Genomic DNA, 16044 nt, shown 5'->3' with positions numbered 1-16044 from the left:
CGTGAACGATGTTCACCCTCGCAAACGCCGTTCGCTCACGTCAACGGAGCCCGGCTATGACGACCGCCACGCCCGGCCGGCGGGAACGGCGGCGCGCGGAGACCGTCACCGAGGTCAAGGAGGCGAGCTCGAATTCGCCCGGACCGTAGGCCACTCGGCACGCTAGGCTCGGCGCCCATGAGGTCTCTGCCTGATCGCGCCGATGTGGTGATCATCGGGTCCGGCCACAACGGGCTGGTCTCCGCCGTGCTGCTGGCCCGCGCCGGCCTCGACGTCGTCGTGCTCGAGGCCGCCGACGTCATCGGCGGCGCCACCCGGACCGAGCACCCGTTCCCCAAGGTGCCCGGCCTCGGCCACTCCACCGGCTCCTACCTGCTGGGCCTGATGCCGCCGGAGCTGCTGCGCACGCTGAACGTCGACATCCCGGTGCTGCGCCGCGACCCGCACTACTTCCTGCCGACGCCGGGCGGCCCCGGCTCGCCGTACCTGCTGTTCGGCACGGACCGCGCGGCCACCCGGGCGCAGCTGGAGCGGTTCTTCTCGCCGCGCGACATCGCGGCCGACGAGGCGCTGCAGGTCGAGATCGCGGCGCTGCGCGCCGACCTCGCGCCCGCGTGGCTGCAGGAGCCCGGATCCGTCGAGGCGATCGCCGACCGGCACATCCGGCCGCAGCTGCAGAGCACCTTCATCGATCTCGTACGCGGCTCCGTCGCCGACTACCTCGCCCGGTTCGGCTTCAAGAGCGAACTGCTGGTGAGCATGTACGCGGTGACCGACGGCCTCTCCGGGCTGAACGCGGGCCCCGACGACCCGGGCACGGGCCACAACTTCCTGGTGCACAACATGTGCCGCCTGCCCGACTCGGACGGCACCTGGATGATCGCGGAAGGCGGCATGGGCACGGTGTCGCGCGTCTTCGCCACGGCCGCGCGAGCGGCCGGTGCGGAGATCTTCACCGGCACGCCGGTGTCCGCGGTCACCGTCTCGCAGGGCGCCGCGACCGGGGTCGTCCTGGCCGACGGGCGAGCCGTCTCGTCCCGGGTGGTGCTGGGCGCCTGCGATCCCTACCGGCTCATCAGCCTGGTCCCCGAGGGCTCGCTGCCCGCCGGCCTGACCGACCGGATGGCCGCGGTGCGGCGGCCGGGCACGACCCTGAAGGTCAACCTCGCGCTCAGCGGGCTGCCACGGTTCCCCTGCCTGCCCGAGGACGCCGCCTCGCCGTTCGGGTCGACGATCCACCTGCTGCCCGGCTCCGCGGGCCTGGCCGGGCTGGAGACGGACTCCCCGATGGCCGCGCTGCGCGCGATGTGGGCCGACGTGCAGGCGGGCCGCCTGCCGGCGGAGCCGACCATCGAGTGGTACCTGCACACGACCGTCGACCCGTCTCTGCAGGACCCGGCCGGCCACCACTCGTCGGCCCTGTTCGTCCAGTCGGTGCCCTACACGCTGGACGGCACCACGTGGGACGAGGCGATGCCCGGCTACGTCGCGCGGCTGCTGGACATCGTCGACCGCTACGCCCCGGGCGCCTCGTCCCTGGTGGCGGACATGATGCCGCTGAGCCCGCCCGGGATCGAGAAGCACTTCGGCATCACCGGCGGCCACATCCACCACGTCGACAACACGGTCGCGTTCGACCAGCGCATGCCGTACGCGACGGGGCTCGACGGCCTCTACGCCGGCTCGGCTGGCGCGCACCCGGCCGGCAGCGTGATCGGCGCCGCCGGGCACAACGCCGCGAAGCGCATCCTCGCCGACCTGGGCCTTTAGCCCTCGACGGCGCCCTTCTCGGCGCGGATCTGGTGTCCGACGCTGGTCAGGCAGCGTCCGCTTGGCAGGTCGAACTTCCAGCCGTGCAGCTGGCAGGTCAGGACGTTGCCGTCCACGATGCCGAACCGGCTCAGGTCGGCCTTCAGGTGCGGGCAGCGCCGCTGCACGGTCCAGCCGCCCAGCTCGATGTCCTCCGCGTCGACCGACCGCTCGTGCTCGTCGTACCAGCCCTCGGCGTACTGCAACCGCTCCTCGGAGAGGCACTTGAAGAACGCGTAGACGAACTCGTTGTACTGGCCGATCCGGGCCGCGGAGAAGCGGCAGCTCAGGAACAGCGAGTTCACCCAGTCGCCCTCGTCGATGAAGATCAGGTGCTCGATCAGCTCACGCTGGGTCTTGAAGCGGTAGCGGACCTTCTCGTCGGCGTACGGGCGGACCTGCTTGCCCGGGAAGTCCACGACGATCGACTCGATGGACTCGCCCTCGTAGCCGACCAGGTCGAAGCGGACCGGCCCGCCGACGCCCTTGGCCAGGTAGATCGACTCCTCGAGGAGCGGCTCGATGCGCTTCTTGAGCTCGCCCAGCACGTCGATCTCGGGGTGTCGCCAGGACGCCTTCTCGGCGGCGATGACCGGCGCCTTGCGCTCGCGCATCTCCTCGAGGTGCTGCTTCTTGTTCGCGAAGAACCCGTCCACGTCGGTCGGGTGGCTCGTCTCGATCGACGACGTCGTGAGCTCCGTGACGCTGCCCGGCAGCAGGACCACGGCGTTGGTCCCGCCGACCTTCGCGTACTCGCTCATGAAGACCGACTGGTCCGGGAAGATGTTTCCCTCGTCGCCGAAGATGTCGTTGAACTGCCACAGCTCGTCGTCCAGGAAGCACGGCGGGCCGGCGATCGGGAAGACGTGGTCGGCCTTCAGGTCGTCGATGTAGCGCCAGGTGCGGTCGAACTGGCGGTCACGCTTCTGCTTGCCGAACGCGGTCTTCGCCGCCTGCGGCAGCTCGTAGACCATCGGATACCAGATCGCGCCGGAGAACTGCAGCATGTGCGCGTGCACGTGGCCCAGCTCGGCGAAGGTCGACAGGTCCGTGGGGCGGGCGTCGTTCTGGTTCAGCACCCGTACGCCGTCGTGCTCCACCCAGAGCGACGAGTCGCCGATCGGGCCGTCCGTGGGGCTGATCAGGGCCTGGATCATCACCTTGAGGCCGCCGTCGAGCTCGTGGACCTCGTCGCTCCTGGTCTTGAAGAAGCTGGTGAAGCCGAGCTCGCGCAGCTCGTCCTCGAGCTGGCTGGTCGGATACTCCGGCAGGAGCACCGTCGCCTTCTTGCTGACGAAGCGCTTCAGGTGCTCGGCGTCGAAGTGGTCCCGGTGCAGGTGGGACACGTAGAGGTAGTCGACGTTGCCGAGCGTCTCCCAGTCGAGCAGGGAGTTGTCCGGGAACGGGAACCACGACGCGAAGTACGCCGGGTTGACCCACGGGTCGCACAGAATGCTGCCCGCGCCCGTGTCGATCCGCATGCTGGCGTGGCCAGTGCCCGTGATCCGCACCGTTAAGCTCCCTCGATCCGGAGTAATCCGACGGCATCGAAGGTACCGGGTCCGGGTTGGTGAGCCGCGCGCGGAGCCGTCGTGCGAAAATGATCGGGTCGTAGTCGCCATCGCCGCAGGAGGATCCAGTCGTGGCAGAAGAGCCGGTTTACGCCCCCGACCAGCTCAAGCCGGGCAACCGCAAATGGGCCCGCATCGGCGCGCTGGGCACAGCGGCGATCATTCTCCTGATGCTCTGGGGCAACCACGAGGGCAACACCGAGAACATCTGGCTCATCGGCACCGCCCTGGCGCTCGTCGGCATCGTGGTCGTCGATGTGGTGCTGCGCCGCAGCGGCCTCAGGCCCAACGACCAGTAACCGCGTACGCGAAAGGCCCGCTCCCGGCCGGGAGCGGGCCTTTTCACGTGCTCAGCGGCGGCGCAGCAGGATGTCCTTGACCTCGCGCAGCGCGCCGTCGACCTCGGCTTCGAAGTAGCCACCGGGAACCAGCCCGAACTGCAGCGTGTCGAGCTCGTTCTCCGGTACGGGCATCGGGCCGCGGCCGGTCATGGCCTGCAGGATGCTCTCGAACAGGCGGTCCACCTGCACCGGGTCGTAACCGCTGCCGAAGCGGCGCGGCTGGAAGGTGCGGCGCAGCTGATCCACCCGGTAGAGCTCCGGGCTGCCCCCCTGGCCGCCACCCATCGGCGGGCCGCTCATCGGCGGCCCGCTCATCGGCGGCGCGCTCATCGGGGCCGGGCCGCCGTAGCCGCCGCGGTCACGATCGGGCAGCCGCATCTCCGCCGTCATGTCTGCCTTGCCGTGCCGGCCCGGCTCGAACGCGTCGTAACCGCCCGTGTCGTAGCCGGAGGGCCCCGGCGGAGGCTGCTGTTGCTGCTGGCCGTAACCGCCACCCTCGTAGCGGCCGTACGGGTCCGGAGCGGGCATCTGCGGCCGCTGCGGCGACTGCTGCTGCGGCTGCATCCGGTCGTCGCGCCCGTACGGGTCCTCGCGGGCGTACGGGTCCTCCCGCGCGTACGGGTCGTCGCGGGCGAACTGGCGGTCGTCGCGCACCGGCGCGGGCAGGCGCTCGGTCGGCGGGGCCGAGCGGCCCAGCGCCTGGCTCATCCGGTCGGACTGCATGCCGCCGCGCATCTGCTCCGGCTGCATCCGGTCCGGCGTCATCCGGGCGTCGGGGCCACGCCCGCCACGGTCCTCGAACTCGGCCAGCTGGCGCTCGACCCGGTCCAGGTGCAGGTCGACCTGCCACTCGTCGTAGCCGCCGAAGCGCACGCGGAACACCACGTCGTGCACCTCCTGCGCGCCGACGGGAGCGCCGGACTGCTCGCCGGCCAGGGTCGCCTCGACCCGGTCCAGGAAGGCATCGACCTCGTCGACCTTGTAACCGCGGCGCAGCGCGCGCCGCCGGAAACGCTGTCCCTGACTCGTCACAACGTCTCCCAAATCAGCGTCCGCAGGGAACTGAGCCCCGTCATCGTTCCACCTCCGCGTCGGCGGTGGCGCCCCCAGCGTCCACCACCGTCAGCTCACTCGCGGCCAATTGGCCGCACGCACCGTCGATCTCCCGCCCGCGGGTGTCCCGGACAGTGGTCGCCACTCCCGCCTCGCGCAGCCGGCGGACGAACTCCCGCTCGACCGGCTTGGGGCTGGCGTCCCACTTGCTGCCCGGCGTCGGGTTGAGTGGGATCAGATTCACATGCGCCAGCTTGCCGTGCAACAGCCTGCCGAGCAGGTCGGCACGCCAGGGCTGATCGTTTACGTCCCTGATCAGGGCGTATTCGATGGAGATCCGACGACCGGTCTGCGCCGCGTAGTCGAACGCGGCATCGAGCACCTCGGCCACCTTCCAACGCTGGTTGACGGGCACAAGCTCATCGCGCAGATCATCATCGGGGGCGTGCAGTGACAGCGCAAGAGTCACGGACAGCTCTTCGGTGATCAATCGCCGCATTGCCGGCACGAGGCCCACGGTGGAGACTGTGATGTGCCGTTGTGAGAGACCCAGACCCTCCGGTGCGGGTGCGACCAGGCGGCGCACGGCCTGGATCACCCGGGGATAGTTGGCCATCGGCTCGCCCATGCCCATGAACACGACCCGGGACAACCGGGGCGGCGAGCCGGTGACCGCGCCCGAGGCGGCGACGCCCGCGAGGTAGACGACCTGGTCGACGATCTCGGCCACCGAGAGGTTGCGGGTGAGCCCGGCCTGGCCGGTGGCGCAGAACGGGCAGGCCATGCCGCAGCCGGCCTGGCTGGACACGCACGCGGTGATGCGGTCGGGGTAGCCCATCAGGACGCTCTCGACCATCGCGTCGTCGTGCAGCCGCCACAGCGTCTTACGGGTGGCGCCGTCGTCGCAGGCCATCTCGCGCTGCGGGGTGAGCAGCGTGGGCAGCAGGTCCTCGGCGAGCCGGGCGCGCGAGGCCGCGGGCAGGTCGGTCATCGCGGCGGGGTCGCGCACCAGCCGCCCGAAGTAGTGGGTGGAGAGCTGCTTGGCGCGGAACGCGGGCTCGCCGAGGTCCGTGACGGCCGCGCGGCGGCCGGCCAGGTCCAGGTCCGCGAGATGGCGTGGGGGCATCGCCGGGCGACGTCGGGTGACCACCGCGTCGGGGGTGTCGGGGCTGGTGGGGATGAGCGGAAGAATCGTCATGGCCTCTCCAGTCTCCCACGTCGCGAGCACATGCCTACCCCGGCGGCGCGATGAGCGAGAGCAGCAGGAACGCCGTCGGCACCGCGAAGAGGATCGAATCTAGCCGGTCCATCAGCCCGCCGTGCCCGGGCAGCAGGTTGCTCATGTCCTTGATCCCGATGTCCCGCTTGAGCATCGACTCGGCCAGATCGCCGATCACGGCGACGACCGAGATCACCGCGCCGAACAGTAGACCCCAGTAGAACGGGACGTCGAGCAGGAGGTACGCGAGCACGGAGCTGCCGACGGCCGCCGCGGCGACCGAGCCGGCGAAGCCCTCCCAGGACTTCTTGGGGCTGATCGTGGGAGCCATCGGGTGCTTGCCGAAGAAGACGCCCGCCGCGTAGCCGCCCGTGTCGGAGAACACCACGGCGATCAGCGCGATGAACACCCGCTGCAGGCCGTCGTCGGGCCGGGCCAGCAGCACGCCGAAGCTCAGCAGGAACGGCACGTACACGGAGATCAGGGCGGCCGCCGCCACGTCGCGTTTCAGATCGGCGACGCCGTCGGCCAGGCGCCACAGCAGGGCGGCGAGGACCGTGACCAGCAGGCCGAGCTCGAGTGCGTCGGTGCTGCCGTACCAGGCCAGGCCCGTCATCAGCACGCCGCCGGCGAGCAGCGGGGGCAGCGGCGGCTTGGCGCCGGTGGTCCGCAGCGCCCGGACCATCTCCCAGATGCCGACGCACGAGGCCAGCGCGACGACGCCGACGAAGGCGGGCTTCCAGAACAGCGAGGCCAGGACGACCAGGACCAGGCCGACGCCGACCCCGATCGCGGCCGGCAGGTTGCGACCCGCCCGGTTGGCCGGGGGCTTGCCGTCGCGTCCGGCCCGGCGCCGGCCCGGCCCGCGGCGGCGTTCTGCCTCAGTCAACTCCCACTCCGCCTGTGAGGTCGAGGTGGCGGCGACGGGTGCGCTCCAGGCCGGCTCGGACGGCTGCGCCGGGCCGGGCGCGAACGCGTCCCAGTTCGGGCCGGTGTCGGCCGCCCGCTGGGCGTTCTCCTGGCGCCGGTAGGCCGCGTACGGATCGGGCTCCTCGGCGGGCACGCCGGAGACATACGGGGCCGGGACGCCGGATTGCCCGGACGCCCGGCCGCCGGAAGGGGTCTGCCCACCGCGGGGCTCGAGGTACGACATCAGACCTCGAGCAGCTCTGCTTCCTTGTTCTTGACCAGCTCGTCGACCACCGTGACGTACCGGTGGGTGACGTCGTCGAGCTCTTTCTCGGCGCGGCGGCCGTCGTCCTCGCCGGCCTCACCGTCCTTGACGAAACGGTCGAGCTGCTCCTTGGCCTTGCGGCGCACGTTGCGGATCGCGACGCGGCCCTCCTCGGCCTTGGTACGCGCCACCTTGATCATTTCGCGGCGCCGCTCCTCCGTCATCTGCGGGAGGTGGATGCGCAGCTGGGTGCCCTCGTTGTTGGGGTTGACCCCGAGGTCCGAGTCGCGGATGGCGCGCTCGATCGGGCCGAGCTGCGACGCGTCGTACGGCTTGACGATCACCATGCGGGGCTCCGGCACGCCGACCGAAGCCATCTGGGTCACCGGGGTCGGAGCGCCGTAGTAGTCGACGACGATCTTGGAGAACATCGCCGGCGTGGCACGTCCCGTACGGATCGCGGCGAACTCCTCCTTGGCGTGCTCGACCGCGCTCTCCATCTTCTCTTCGGCCTCGAAGAGGGTCTCGTCGATCACCGCTCCGTCGCCTCCTTGATCCTTCTGGTCGTTCGCAAAAATGGTGGGTGGAGCGGATCACGTGGTGATCAGGGTGCCGATCTTCTCGCCGCTGACCGCCCGGACGATCGTGTCATCGCCCTGGGCGCCGAAGACCAGCATCGGCAGGCCGTTCTCCTCGCAGAGGCTGAACGCGGCCTGGTCGGCCACCCGCAGGCCCTGCTGGAGCACGCTGGCGAAGGTGATGTGGTCGATCTTGCGGGCGTCCGGGTCCGTGCGCGGGTCGGCGGTGTAGACGCCGTCGACGCCGTTCTTGCTCATCAGCACGAGGTCGGCGTGGATCTCCAGGGCGCGCTGCGCCGTGACCGTGTCGGTGGAGAAGTACGGCATGCCGGCGCCGGCGCCGAAGATCACGACGCGGCCCTTCTCGAGGTGCCGGATGGCGCGCAGCGGGATGTAGGGCTCCGCGACCTGGGCCATCGTGATCGCGGTCTGCACCCGCGTCTCGATGCCCTCCTTCTCGAGGAAGTCCTGCAGGGCCAGGCAGTTCATGACCGTGCCGAGCATGCCCATGTAGTCGGCCCGGTTGCGGTCCATGCCGCGCTTCTGCAGCTCGGCGCCGCGGAAGAAGTTGCCGCCGCCGACGACGACGGCGATCTGCACGCCGCGCCGGGTGGCCGTGGCGATCTGCCGCGCGATGCCCTGCACCACGTCGGGGTCGACACCCACCGCACCGCCGCCGAAGACCTCGCCGGAGAGCTTCAGCACCACCCGCCGGGGCCGCTCGGAACGCGGCGCCGCAACCTCGTCGACCACGACAGCCTGCTCGGTCACCATCGTCATGCCGGTCCGCCCTTTCCTTCGCTAACCCGAGACCCTATGTGACGGGGAGGCCGGGCGCTTGTCTCGCGTCCCGGCCTCCCGCGCAGTGCGCTGGTGCCTGGATTACTCCTGGCCGACCTCGAAACGGACGAAGCGGGTGACCTCGATGCCGGAATCGGCGGTGACCTGCTTGACCGTCTTCTTGTTGTCGGTGACCGAGGGCTGCTCCAGCAGGACGAAGTCCTTGAAGAACGAGTTCACCCGACCCTCGACGATCTTGGGCAGGGCCTGCTCGGGCTTGCCCTCCTCGCGCGCGGTCTCCTCGGCGATGCGGCGCTCCGACTCGACGGTCTCGGCGGGCACCTCGTCGCGGGTGAGGTACTTCGGCCGCATGGCGGCGATCTGCATGCCGACCGCGCGGGCGTCGTCGTCGCCGGCCTCGTCGGTCTTGCCGGTGTACTCCACCAGGACGCCGACCTGCGGCGGCAGGTCCTGCGCCTTGCGGTGCAGGTAGACCGCGACGTTGCCGTCGAGCAGGGCGAACCGGTTGACGACGATCTTCTCGCCGATCTTGGCCGAGAACTCCTGCACCACGTCGGCGACGGCGCGGCCGTCGGCCAGCGTGGAGGCCGCGACGGCGGCGGCGTCGGCGAGCTTGTTCTGCTCGCCGTGCTCGACCAGGGTCTGACCCAGCGCGACGAAGTCGGGGGTCTTGGCGACGAAGTCGGTCTCGCAGTTGAGCTCGAGCAGCGCCTTGCCGGAGTGGCTGACGATGCCGTTGGCGGCCGTACGGCCGGCCCGCTTGCCGACGTCCTTGACGCCCTTGATGCGCAGGAACTCGACGGCCTTGTCGAAGTCACCGTCCGACTCGTCGAGCGCCTTCTTGCAGTCCATCATGCCGGCGCCGGTGAGGTCGCGGATCTTCTTCACGTCCGCGGCGGTGTAGTTGGCCATGACTCTCTCTCGATGCTTGAGGTCCGGTATCGGGAGGTGCCGGCCGCCGTTGCCGGCGGCCGGCTTCCTGAGGATTTACTCCGCGGCGGCAGCGACCGGCTCGGCGGCCGGGGCGGCGGGCTCGGCGGCCGGAGCGGCAGCCTCGGCGGCGGGCTCGGCGTCGGCGGCCTTCTTGTCGGCGCCCTCGTAGAGGTCGCGCTCCCACTCGGGCAGCGGCTCGCCGGCGGCGACGGTGCCCGGCTCGGGCTTGTCGTCGGCGTTGCCGCGGTTACGGCCGGAGCGCTTGATCAGACCGTCCGCGACGGCGGCCGCGATGACCCGGGTCAGCAGCTCGGCCGAGCGGATCGCGTCGTCGTTGCCCGGGATCGGGAAGTCGACCTCGTCCGGGTCGCAGTTGGTGTCGAGCACCGCGATGACCGGAATGCCCAGCTTACGGGCCTCGTCGACGGCGATGTGCTCCTTCTTGGTGTCGACGACCCAGATCGCCGACGGCACCTTCGTCATGTCCCGCAGACCACCGAGGGTCTTGGTGAGCTTGGTCTGCTCACGGAACAGCTGAAGGGTCTCCTTCTTGGTGTAGCCGGCGGCGGTGCCGGTGAGGTCACCGATCGCCTCGAGCTCCTTCATGCGCTGGAGCCGCTTGTACACCGTCTGGAAGTTGGTGAGCATGCCACCCAGCCAGCGGTGGTTGACGTACGGCTGGCCGACGCGGGTCGCCTGCTCGGCGATCGCCTCCTGGGCCTGCTTCTTGGTGCCGACGAAGAGGATGTGGCCACCCTCGGCGACGGTGTCGCGGACGTACGCGTAGGCCTTCTCGATGTAGTCGAGGGTCTGGCGCAGGTCGATGATGTAGATACCGTTGCGCTCGGTGAAGATGAAGCGCTTCATCTTCGGGTTCCAGCGCCGGGTCTGGTGCCCGAAGTGGACACCGCTCTCCAGCAGCTGGCGCATGGTCACGACGGCCATGGTGAATTGCTCCCTGTTTTCCCTGGTTGTCACGCTCACCGGCGGTGGGCGTCCTGGCGCCCGGTCGCCGGCCCTGGTGGCGCCCGAAGAAATCGGGACCAGGGAGGGCCGTCGCTGACGGCTCATGACCAGGCCGGCTGATCCGACCTGACGGGGCACGTGCAGAGGGCGCGCGAGGTCGACCGCACAGGGCGGTCGCCGTCGACAAGCATACGCCGTTCGGAGCACGGCCTGCTGGCGGGGCTTTGGTCGGGAATACCCGGCCTCCCCGGCAGGGTCAGGCGACGCCCAGACCGGCGGCCAGGAGCAGGACCAGGCCGATCGGCAGGTAGGCGACCGGCGGGCGCAGCCAGGCGTCGCGGCCACCCGCCCGGCCGGTGCCGGCCAGCGAGAAGAGACCGAGGCCGGTGAGCGGCAGCCCGAGGGTCAGGAGCACGGCGGGCACGACGCCCCGGGCGGTCGGCTCGTCGACGAACGTCGCCCGCACCAGCAGCATGACGGCGGGGATCGACAGGACGGCGACGACGACCGCGAACACCATGGCGGAAACCGGGCGGCGGGCGCCGTAGACGCTCTCCGGCGGCGCCTGGCGTCCGGGGGCCGCGCTCATCGGCACCATGCTTGTCGGCTCGTTGTAGGCCGGCGCGGGTGGGCTCTCCGGCATCGCCCCCGAGCCGTACGTGGTGGCGGCCGGGGGCTCGGCCATCGGAGAGGCACCGCTCGGCCGGACGGCCGGGTACTCGGGTCCGCGCACTGGTAGCCGGATCGAGCCCGAGTCGGCCGACGACAGGCCATGGCTGCCCGACGTCGTGACCGGGTCGGCCGGCCCGTATCCGGCCGGGGCCGCGTACGGGTCGGCGGGTCGCTGCTCCGGGAGCCGGTATGCGCTGCTGGGACGCTCGTAGACGCCCGAGTCGTAGGCGTTGGCGTCCGCGGCGTCGGGCGATCGCTGGCCCGTGTACCAGCTGGGTTCCGGCTCTTCGGCGTACCGGCGATGTCCTTCCACGATTTCGCACCGTAGGTGACGCGAGGTCCGGATGCCACCGCTGAGGCCGTATCACATGAACTCGGTCACCCTGTGGATATCCACAATCGCACTCCGTCCACAGCTGGGGACCATTCGCGGCACCCGACCCCGCAGAGGTACGCCACCGTCCCCGTCATGACGACGGAGCGAAAGGCGGTCGGCGCCTACGGCGAGCGCATGGCCGAGCGACACCTGCGCGCGCAGGGACTGGTGGTGCTCGCCCGCAACTGGCGGCGCGCCGAGGGCGAGGTCGACCTGATCCTCCGCGACGGCGACGACGTGGTGTTCTGCGAGGTCAAGACCAGGCGCGGCGACCACTACGGCACCCCGGCGGAGGCGATCGGCCCGGCGAAGGTCCGCCGCCTGCGCCGGCTCGCGGCCCGATGGCTGGCGGAGACCTCGGTACGCCCGCACGAGATCCGCTTCGACGTGGTGTCGGTGCTGCCCCAGCGGCGCGGTGCGACCGTGGTGGAGCACGTGCGGGCGGCGTTCTAGGTGAGCTACGCACGAGTGCTGTGCGTGGGCCTCGTCGGCCTCGCCGGCCACCTGATCGAGGTCGAGGCCGACCTGTCGCCGGGCCTGCCGGCGGTGGTGCTGACCGGGCTGCCGGACACCGCGCTGCACGAGGCCCGCGACCGGGTCCGGGCGGCGGTGGTGAACTCGGGCCAGACCTGGCCCAACCGGCGGATCACGGTGAACCTGCTGCCGGCGACCCTGCCGAAGCACGGCAGCGCGTTCGATCTCGCGATCGCCTGCGCGCTGCTGGCCGGCGCCGGTGAGCTGCCGCCGGCGCCACTCGCGGGCGTGGTGCTCCTGGGCGAGCTGGGGCTGGACGGGGCGGTGCGCCCGGTCCGCGGGGTGCTGCCGATGGTGGCGGCGGCCGCGCGGGCCGGAATGACCCGGGTGATCGTCCCGCTGGGCAACGCCCGGGAGGCGACGGTGGTGCCCGGCGTGACCGTGCGGGCGGTCGACTCCCTGCACCGGCTGGTCGCGTACGTCCGCGGCGAGGACCGCCTGCTCGACCCGCCGCCCGCCGACCCGCAGCCCCCGGCGACCGGCCCCGACCTGGCCGACGTGGCAGGCCAGGAGTTGGGCCGCTACGCCCTCGAGGTGGCCGCGGCGGGCGGCCACCACCTGGCGATGCTCGGGCCACCGGGCGCCGGCAAGACGATGCTGGCCGAGCGCCTGCCGTCGATCCTGCCGCCGCTGGACGACACGTCGGCGCTCGAGGTGACGGCGCTGCACTCGATCGCGGGCCTCCTGCCACAGGACGGCCGGCTGGTGCGCCGGCCACCGTTCCAGGCACCGCACCACAGCGCGAGCCTGGCGGCGCTGGTGGGCGGCGGCCCGGGGCTGGCCCGCCCGGGCGCGTTGTCCCTGGCACACCGCGGCGTCCTGTTCCTCGACGAGGCCCCGGAATTCGCGAACGCGGCACTCCAGGCGCTCCGGCAGCCGCTGGAGAGCGGGCGGGTGCTGCTGGCCCGGGCCCGCGGCAACACCGAATACCCGGCCCGGGTGCAGGTGGTGCTGGCGGCGAACCCGTGCCCGTGCGCGAACCCGGCGGGTGACCAGTGGTGCGAGTGCACGGCCGCGGCGCGGCGGCGCTATCTCGGCAAGCTGTCCGGCCCGCTGCTCGACCGGATCGACATCCAGATCCGGATCCAGCCGCTGACCGCGGCCATGTTGATGACGGCCTCGACGGCGGCCGAGGACTCCGCGGCCGTCGCGGCACGCGTGGCCCGGGCCCGCGCGGCGGCCGCGGCGCGCTGGTCGGCGGGCGGCTGGCAGGTCAACGCGGAGGTACCGGGCCCACGGCTGCGCCGCCCGCCGTGGCGGTTGCCGGCCAGGGACACGGCGGCACTGCGGACGGGGCTGGACCGCGGCGTGCTGTCGGCGCGGGGATTCGACCGGATCCTGCGCCTGGCCTGGTCGATCGCGGATCTGGACGGGCGGGAACGACCGTCGGGCGCGGATGTGGACGAGGCGGCACAACTACGAATGGGAGAGGCCCATGACCGGACAGATCAAGCTTCCTGAGATTCACCCGCCAACCGACGCAATCGGAATCGGGCCCTCCCACCAGGCGCCCGTCCTCTCCGCAGCCTCCCACCGGGTGACCCGCGGCGCGGTCGCCCAGCACTCGGCGACCAACTGCTCGGCACACCCACACCCACACCCACACCCACACCCACCTTGCCGCGACACCATCGACCGGCACCCAGCCCGCCACTCGACAGACCCGCCCTCGGCCACCCGCAACTCGCCACACGCGCTCTCGGCGGCTCACCGCTCGGCCGACCTGCAATCGCCGGACCACGGTTTCGTGGACCGGCACCCGGCGGAGGTCGACCCGGCGGATCCATCCTCAGCCACACCCCGCTCGGCAGATCCGCACTCCGCGGCCCACTACATGGCGGAACCGCACCGGGCGAACCTCGGCCCAGCGGACCTGGGCGGGTGGGCGGCGTGAGCGGGTCGACGGGCGGCGACGGTGCGGACCGGATGGCTCGGGTGGCGTTGACCTGCCTCGCCGAGCCGGGCAACCGCGCCGTGTGGCAGTTGGTGCAGGCGGACGGCGCCGACGCGACGCTGGAACGGCTCTTGCAGGGCGACATCCCCGAGTCGACGCTGCGCGCGGCCGTGATCTCTCGCTCCACGGCCGGCGACCCGCGACGCCAGGCCGAAGCCGCTCTGCGCCGCGGGGAACGTCTCGGAGCGCGAGTCGTCGTGCCCGCGGACCCCGAATGGCCCACCGCCGTGAACACCCTGGCCACCCTCGAGGTGGAGGGCGGCGGGCGGGTGAACCGGGACGTCCGCCCGCCGCTGTGCCTCTGGGTTCGCGGCGGCTGGCCGCTGGACGAGGCGTTCGCCCGCTCCGTCGCGGTGGTGGGTGCCCGCGCGGCGACGAACTACGGGACACACGTGACCAACGATCTGGCGTTCGGGCTGGCAGAGCGCGAGTGGACGGTGGTGTCGGGCGGGGCGTTCGGCATCGACGCGACGGCGCACCGGGCCGCGCTCTCCGCCGGCGGCCTAACGGTGGCGATCCTGGCCTGCGGGGTCGACCGGCCGTACCCGATGGGAAACACGGCCATGTTCGAGCAGATCGCGGACAGCGGGGTGCTGATGAGCGAATGGCCGCCGGGCGCGGAACCGCTGCGGCACAGGTTCCTGATCCGCAACCGGGTGATCGCGGCGGCGACCGCGGGAACGGTGATCGTCGAGGCCGCGGCCCGCAGCGGCGCAGTGCAGACGATGGGCAGAACGATCGCCCTCAACCGGCGTGCGATGGTCGTGCCCGGCCCGGTCACGTCCGCGATGTCGGTCGGCTGCCACGAACTGCTTCGCAAGCATCCGGAGGCGACGGTCGTGACAGGGCTGGCACACGTGCTGGACGAGGTCGGAAAGATCGGCGAGTACCTGGCGGAGGTGCCGCGCGGCAGGGACCGGCCGCACGACGGCCTGGACGAGGAGTCCGCGCTGGTGCTGGAGGCGATGCCGCGGCGCGGCACCGCCGGGCCACAGGAACTGGCGGCGAAGGCCGGCCTGGGAGTGCGCACCGTCCTGCGCTGCCTGTCCTTCTTGGAGTTGGCAGGCATGGTGGTGCGGAGGAGCAACGGGGTGGCGCTGGTGCGCTCACCGAGATGACGGCTGATAGCGCCGGCCCGGATCGGACGCCGGCCCGGATCGGACGCCGGCCCGCGATCCGCGCCGGACCGCGATCCGCGCCGGCCCGCGAATCTCCTGGCTACCGGGTCCGCTACGGCCGCCGGGCTACGGTGCGGCCGGTGTCAGGCTTCGGAGTCGTCGATGTCGCGGCGATGGACCTTCATCCAGGCCTCGACGTCCTCGGTCAGCCAGACCTTGCCCTGTGCAAGGTCGGCGACGGGCGTGGGAAAGTCCGCCCTGCTCGTGATCTGGTATGCGCGCTGGCGACTCACCCCGCCCAGGCGGACGCGGATCTCGTGCGCACCCATCAGTCGGATCGGCTTAGCTGCCACATGATCGACCGTAGGCGCATGACTATTAGTCATGGGTCAACTTGGTAAAAGACACCTAGTCACAAGTAAACTACGGTGGTCGCATGACTATCCCTCGTAGACGGTGCCCGAGACCGGTACCGCACGAGCCGTCCCACAGGCGCATGTGGCGCTCGCTGTGGCGGCAATGCTCGTGCGGTTTGCCGGCCCCGTGCGTGGACCGGCTGGTCCCGGCGCCGACACTCCCCTTCCCTCCGAACAGGGCCGCTCCCGCCGGCGACCGGTCGATCGCGAGCGACGCAGCCCCACCGGTGTCCACGAGCGCAAGGGCCCCGGTGCCGCGGGCGACTCCCATCCGCCCGGCTCGACCGGACAACGACACGACCCGGACCGTCAGGATCAGCCCGAGCGCCTATCTCGAGGCCATCAGGGCCGCCAATGCGCGAAATCCGGCCTGGCCTGTCGCCGGCCGCGCCGACACCGCGAGCGGACGCCACCGGCTCCACACCCACACCCACGGAACAGCCTGCGCTCGGGGCCCCGCCACGCGGAACGCCGGCCACACCGACACAGCGAGCGGGCCCTACCGACCACACCTCGATACCGACAGAAC

Annotated in this window: 15 protein-coding genes; 5 read left to right on the top strand and 10 right to left on the bottom strand. The window is 71.4% G+C overall.

Annotated features, from left to right (window positions below; genetic code table 11):
* The first annotated feature begins 177 nt into the window (after positions 1-177).
* Entirely contained in the window at positions 178-1770 is a 1593-nt protein-coding gene (locus tag AB0B58_RS03765) for an NAD(P)/FAD-dependent oxidoreductase (RefSeq protein ID WP_360216907.1), read from the top strand.
* Here AB0B58_RS03765 and AB0B58_RS03760 read toward each other — a convergent pair.
* Positions 1767-3320, bottom strand: coding sequence for a Rieske 2Fe-2S domain-containing protein (locus AB0B58_RS03760; RefSeq protein ID WP_360216904.1), 1554 nt, complete (start codon positions 3318-3320; stop codon positions 1767-1769). The genes AB0B58_RS03765 and AB0B58_RS03760 overlap by 4 nt on opposite strands.
* Before the next feature lie 131 nt (positions 3321-3451).
* Here AB0B58_RS03760 and AB0B58_RS03755 point away from each other — a divergent pair, with 131 nt between their 5' ends.
* Complete coding sequence (locus AB0B58_RS03755; RefSeq protein WP_360216901.1) at positions 3452-3679, top strand: DUF2631 domain-containing protein; 228 nt, start codon at positions 3452-3454, stop codon at positions 3677-3679.
* A 51-nt stretch (positions 3680-3730) separates the two neighbouring features.
* On the opposite strand, the gene AB0B58_RS03750 is transcribed toward AB0B58_RS03755, so the two are convergent.
* From AB0B58_RS03750 to AB0B58_RS03715, 8 genes are all read right to left on the bottom strand, one after another.
* Positions 3731-4753, bottom strand: coding sequence for a DivIVA domain-containing protein (locus AB0B58_RS03750; protein WP_360216898.1), 1023 nt, complete (start codon positions 4751-4753; stop codon positions 3731-3733).
* Positions 4754-4793: 40 nt separating this feature from the next.
* The gene (gene rlmN / locus AB0B58_RS03745; protein ID WP_360216895.1) at positions 4794-5972 is read right to left on the bottom strand and encodes a 23S rRNA (adenine(2503)-C(2))-methyltransferase RlmN; all 1179 of its coding nucleotides are present in this window, start codon (positions 5970-5972) and stop codon (positions 4794-4796) included.
* A 34-nt stretch (positions 5973-6006) separates the two neighbouring features.
* Entirely contained in the window at positions 6007-7146 is a 1140-nt protein-coding gene (locus AB0B58_RS03740; protein ID WP_360216891.1) for a phosphatidate cytidylyltransferase, read from the bottom strand.
* Positions 7146-7703: a ribosome recycling factor gene (gene frr / locus AB0B58_RS03735; protein WP_354719520.1), complete on the bottom strand. Its 558-nt coding sequence runs from the start codon at positions 7701-7703 to the stop codon at positions 7146-7148. Before frr ends, AB0B58_RS03740 begins: the two co-directional genes overlap by 1 nt.
* Positions 7704-7760: 57 nt before the next feature.
* Positions 7761-8525: a UMP kinase gene (pyrH, locus tag AB0B58_RS03730; protein ID WP_360216886.1), complete on the bottom strand. Its 765-nt coding sequence runs from the start codon at positions 8523-8525 to the stop codon at positions 7761-7763.
* Positions 8526-8627: 102 nt separating this feature from the next.
* Positions 8628-9458, bottom strand: a complete 831-nt coding sequence (gene tsf / locus AB0B58_RS03725) for a translation elongation factor Ts (RefSeq protein WP_360216883.1) — start codon at positions 9456-9458, stop codon at positions 8628-8630.
* A gap of 75 nt (positions 9459-9533) precedes the next feature.
* Entirely contained in the window at positions 9534-10424 is an 891-nt protein-coding gene (gene rpsB, locus AB0B58_RS03720) for a 30S ribosomal protein S2 (protein WP_360216880.1), read from the bottom strand.
* A gap of 277 nt (positions 10425-10701) precedes the next feature.
* Positions 10702-11430, bottom strand: coding sequence for a hypothetical protein (locus tag AB0B58_RS03715; protein WP_360216877.1), 729 nt, complete (start codon positions 11428-11430; stop codon positions 10702-10704).
* Positions 11431-11586: 156 nt separating this feature from the next.
* Between AB0B58_RS03715 and AB0B58_RS03710 the strand changes: the two genes are divergently transcribed.
* From AB0B58_RS03710 to dprA, 3 genes are all read left to right on the top strand, one after another.
* Positions 11587-11946 (top strand): YraN family protein, encoded by a 360-nt coding sequence (locus AB0B58_RS03710; RefSeq protein WP_360216874.1) that lies wholly within the window; start codon positions 11587-11589, stop codon positions 11944-11946.
* Positions 11947-13488 (top strand): YifB family Mg chelatase-like AAA ATPase, encoded by a 1542-nt coding sequence (locus tag AB0B58_RS03705; protein ID WP_360216871.1) that lies wholly within the window; start codon positions 11947-11949, stop codon positions 13486-13488. It abuts the gene before it with no gap.
* 465 nt (positions 13489-13953) lie between these two features.
* Complete coding sequence (gene dprA / locus AB0B58_RS03700; RefSeq protein WP_360217482.1) at positions 13954-15099, top strand: DNA-processing protein DprA; 1146 nt, start codon at positions 13954-13956, stop codon at positions 15097-15099.
* A gap of 143 nt (positions 15100-15242) precedes the next feature.
* Here the strand turns inward: dprA and AB0B58_RS03695 are convergent, their stop codons facing one another.
* Complete coding sequence (locus AB0B58_RS03695; protein ID WP_360217479.1) at positions 15243-15428, bottom strand: DNA-binding protein; 186 nt, start codon at positions 15426-15428, stop codon at positions 15243-15245.
* Positions 15429-16044 lie beyond the last annotated feature (616 nt).

Source organism: Actinoplanes sp. NPDC049118, from assembly GCF_040648555.1.
In the GTDB taxonomy this organism is placed as follows: Bacteria; Actinomycetota; Actinomycetes; order Mycobacteriales; family Micromonosporaceae; genus Actinoplanes.
Note: the sequence above shows the minus strand (reverse complement) of the source record. Positions and strands in the feature narration are given on the sequence as shown.

Coding starts and splice junctions, on each gene's coding strand:
- AB0B58_RS03710 (WP_360216874.1), top strand. CDS start 11,587: ATGACGACGGAGCGAAAGGCGGTCGGCGCCTACGGCGAGCGCATGGCC.
- pyrH (WP_360216886.1), bottom strand. CDS start 8,525: ATGACGATGGTGACCGAGCAGGCTGTCGTGGTCGACGAGGTTGCGGCG.
- rpsB (WP_360216880.1), bottom strand. CDS start 10,424: ATGGCCGTCGTGACCATGCGCCAGCTGCTGGAGAGCGGTGTCCACTTC.
- dprA (WP_360217482.1), top strand. CDS start 13,954: ATGGCTCGGGTGGCGTTGACCTGCCTCGCCGAGCCGGGCAACCGCGCC.
- AB0B58_RS03765 (WP_360216907.1), top strand. CDS start 178: ATGAGGTCTCTGCCTGATCGCGCCGATGTGGTGATCATCGGGTCCGGC.
- tsf (WP_360216883.1), bottom strand. CDS start 9,458: ATGGCCAACTACACCGCCGCGGACGTGAAGAAGATCCGCGACCTCACC.
- AB0B58_RS03695 (WP_360217479.1), bottom strand. CDS start 15,428: ATGGGTGCGCACGAGATCCGCGTCCGCCTGGGCGGGGTGAGTCGCCAG.
- rlmN (WP_360216895.1), bottom strand. CDS start 5,972: ATGACGATTCTTCCGCTCATCCCCACCAGCCCCGACACCCCCGACGCG.
- AB0B58_RS03740 (WP_360216891.1), bottom strand. CDS start 7,146: ATGTCGTACCTCGAGCCCCGCGGTGGGCAGACCCCTTCCGGCGGCCGG.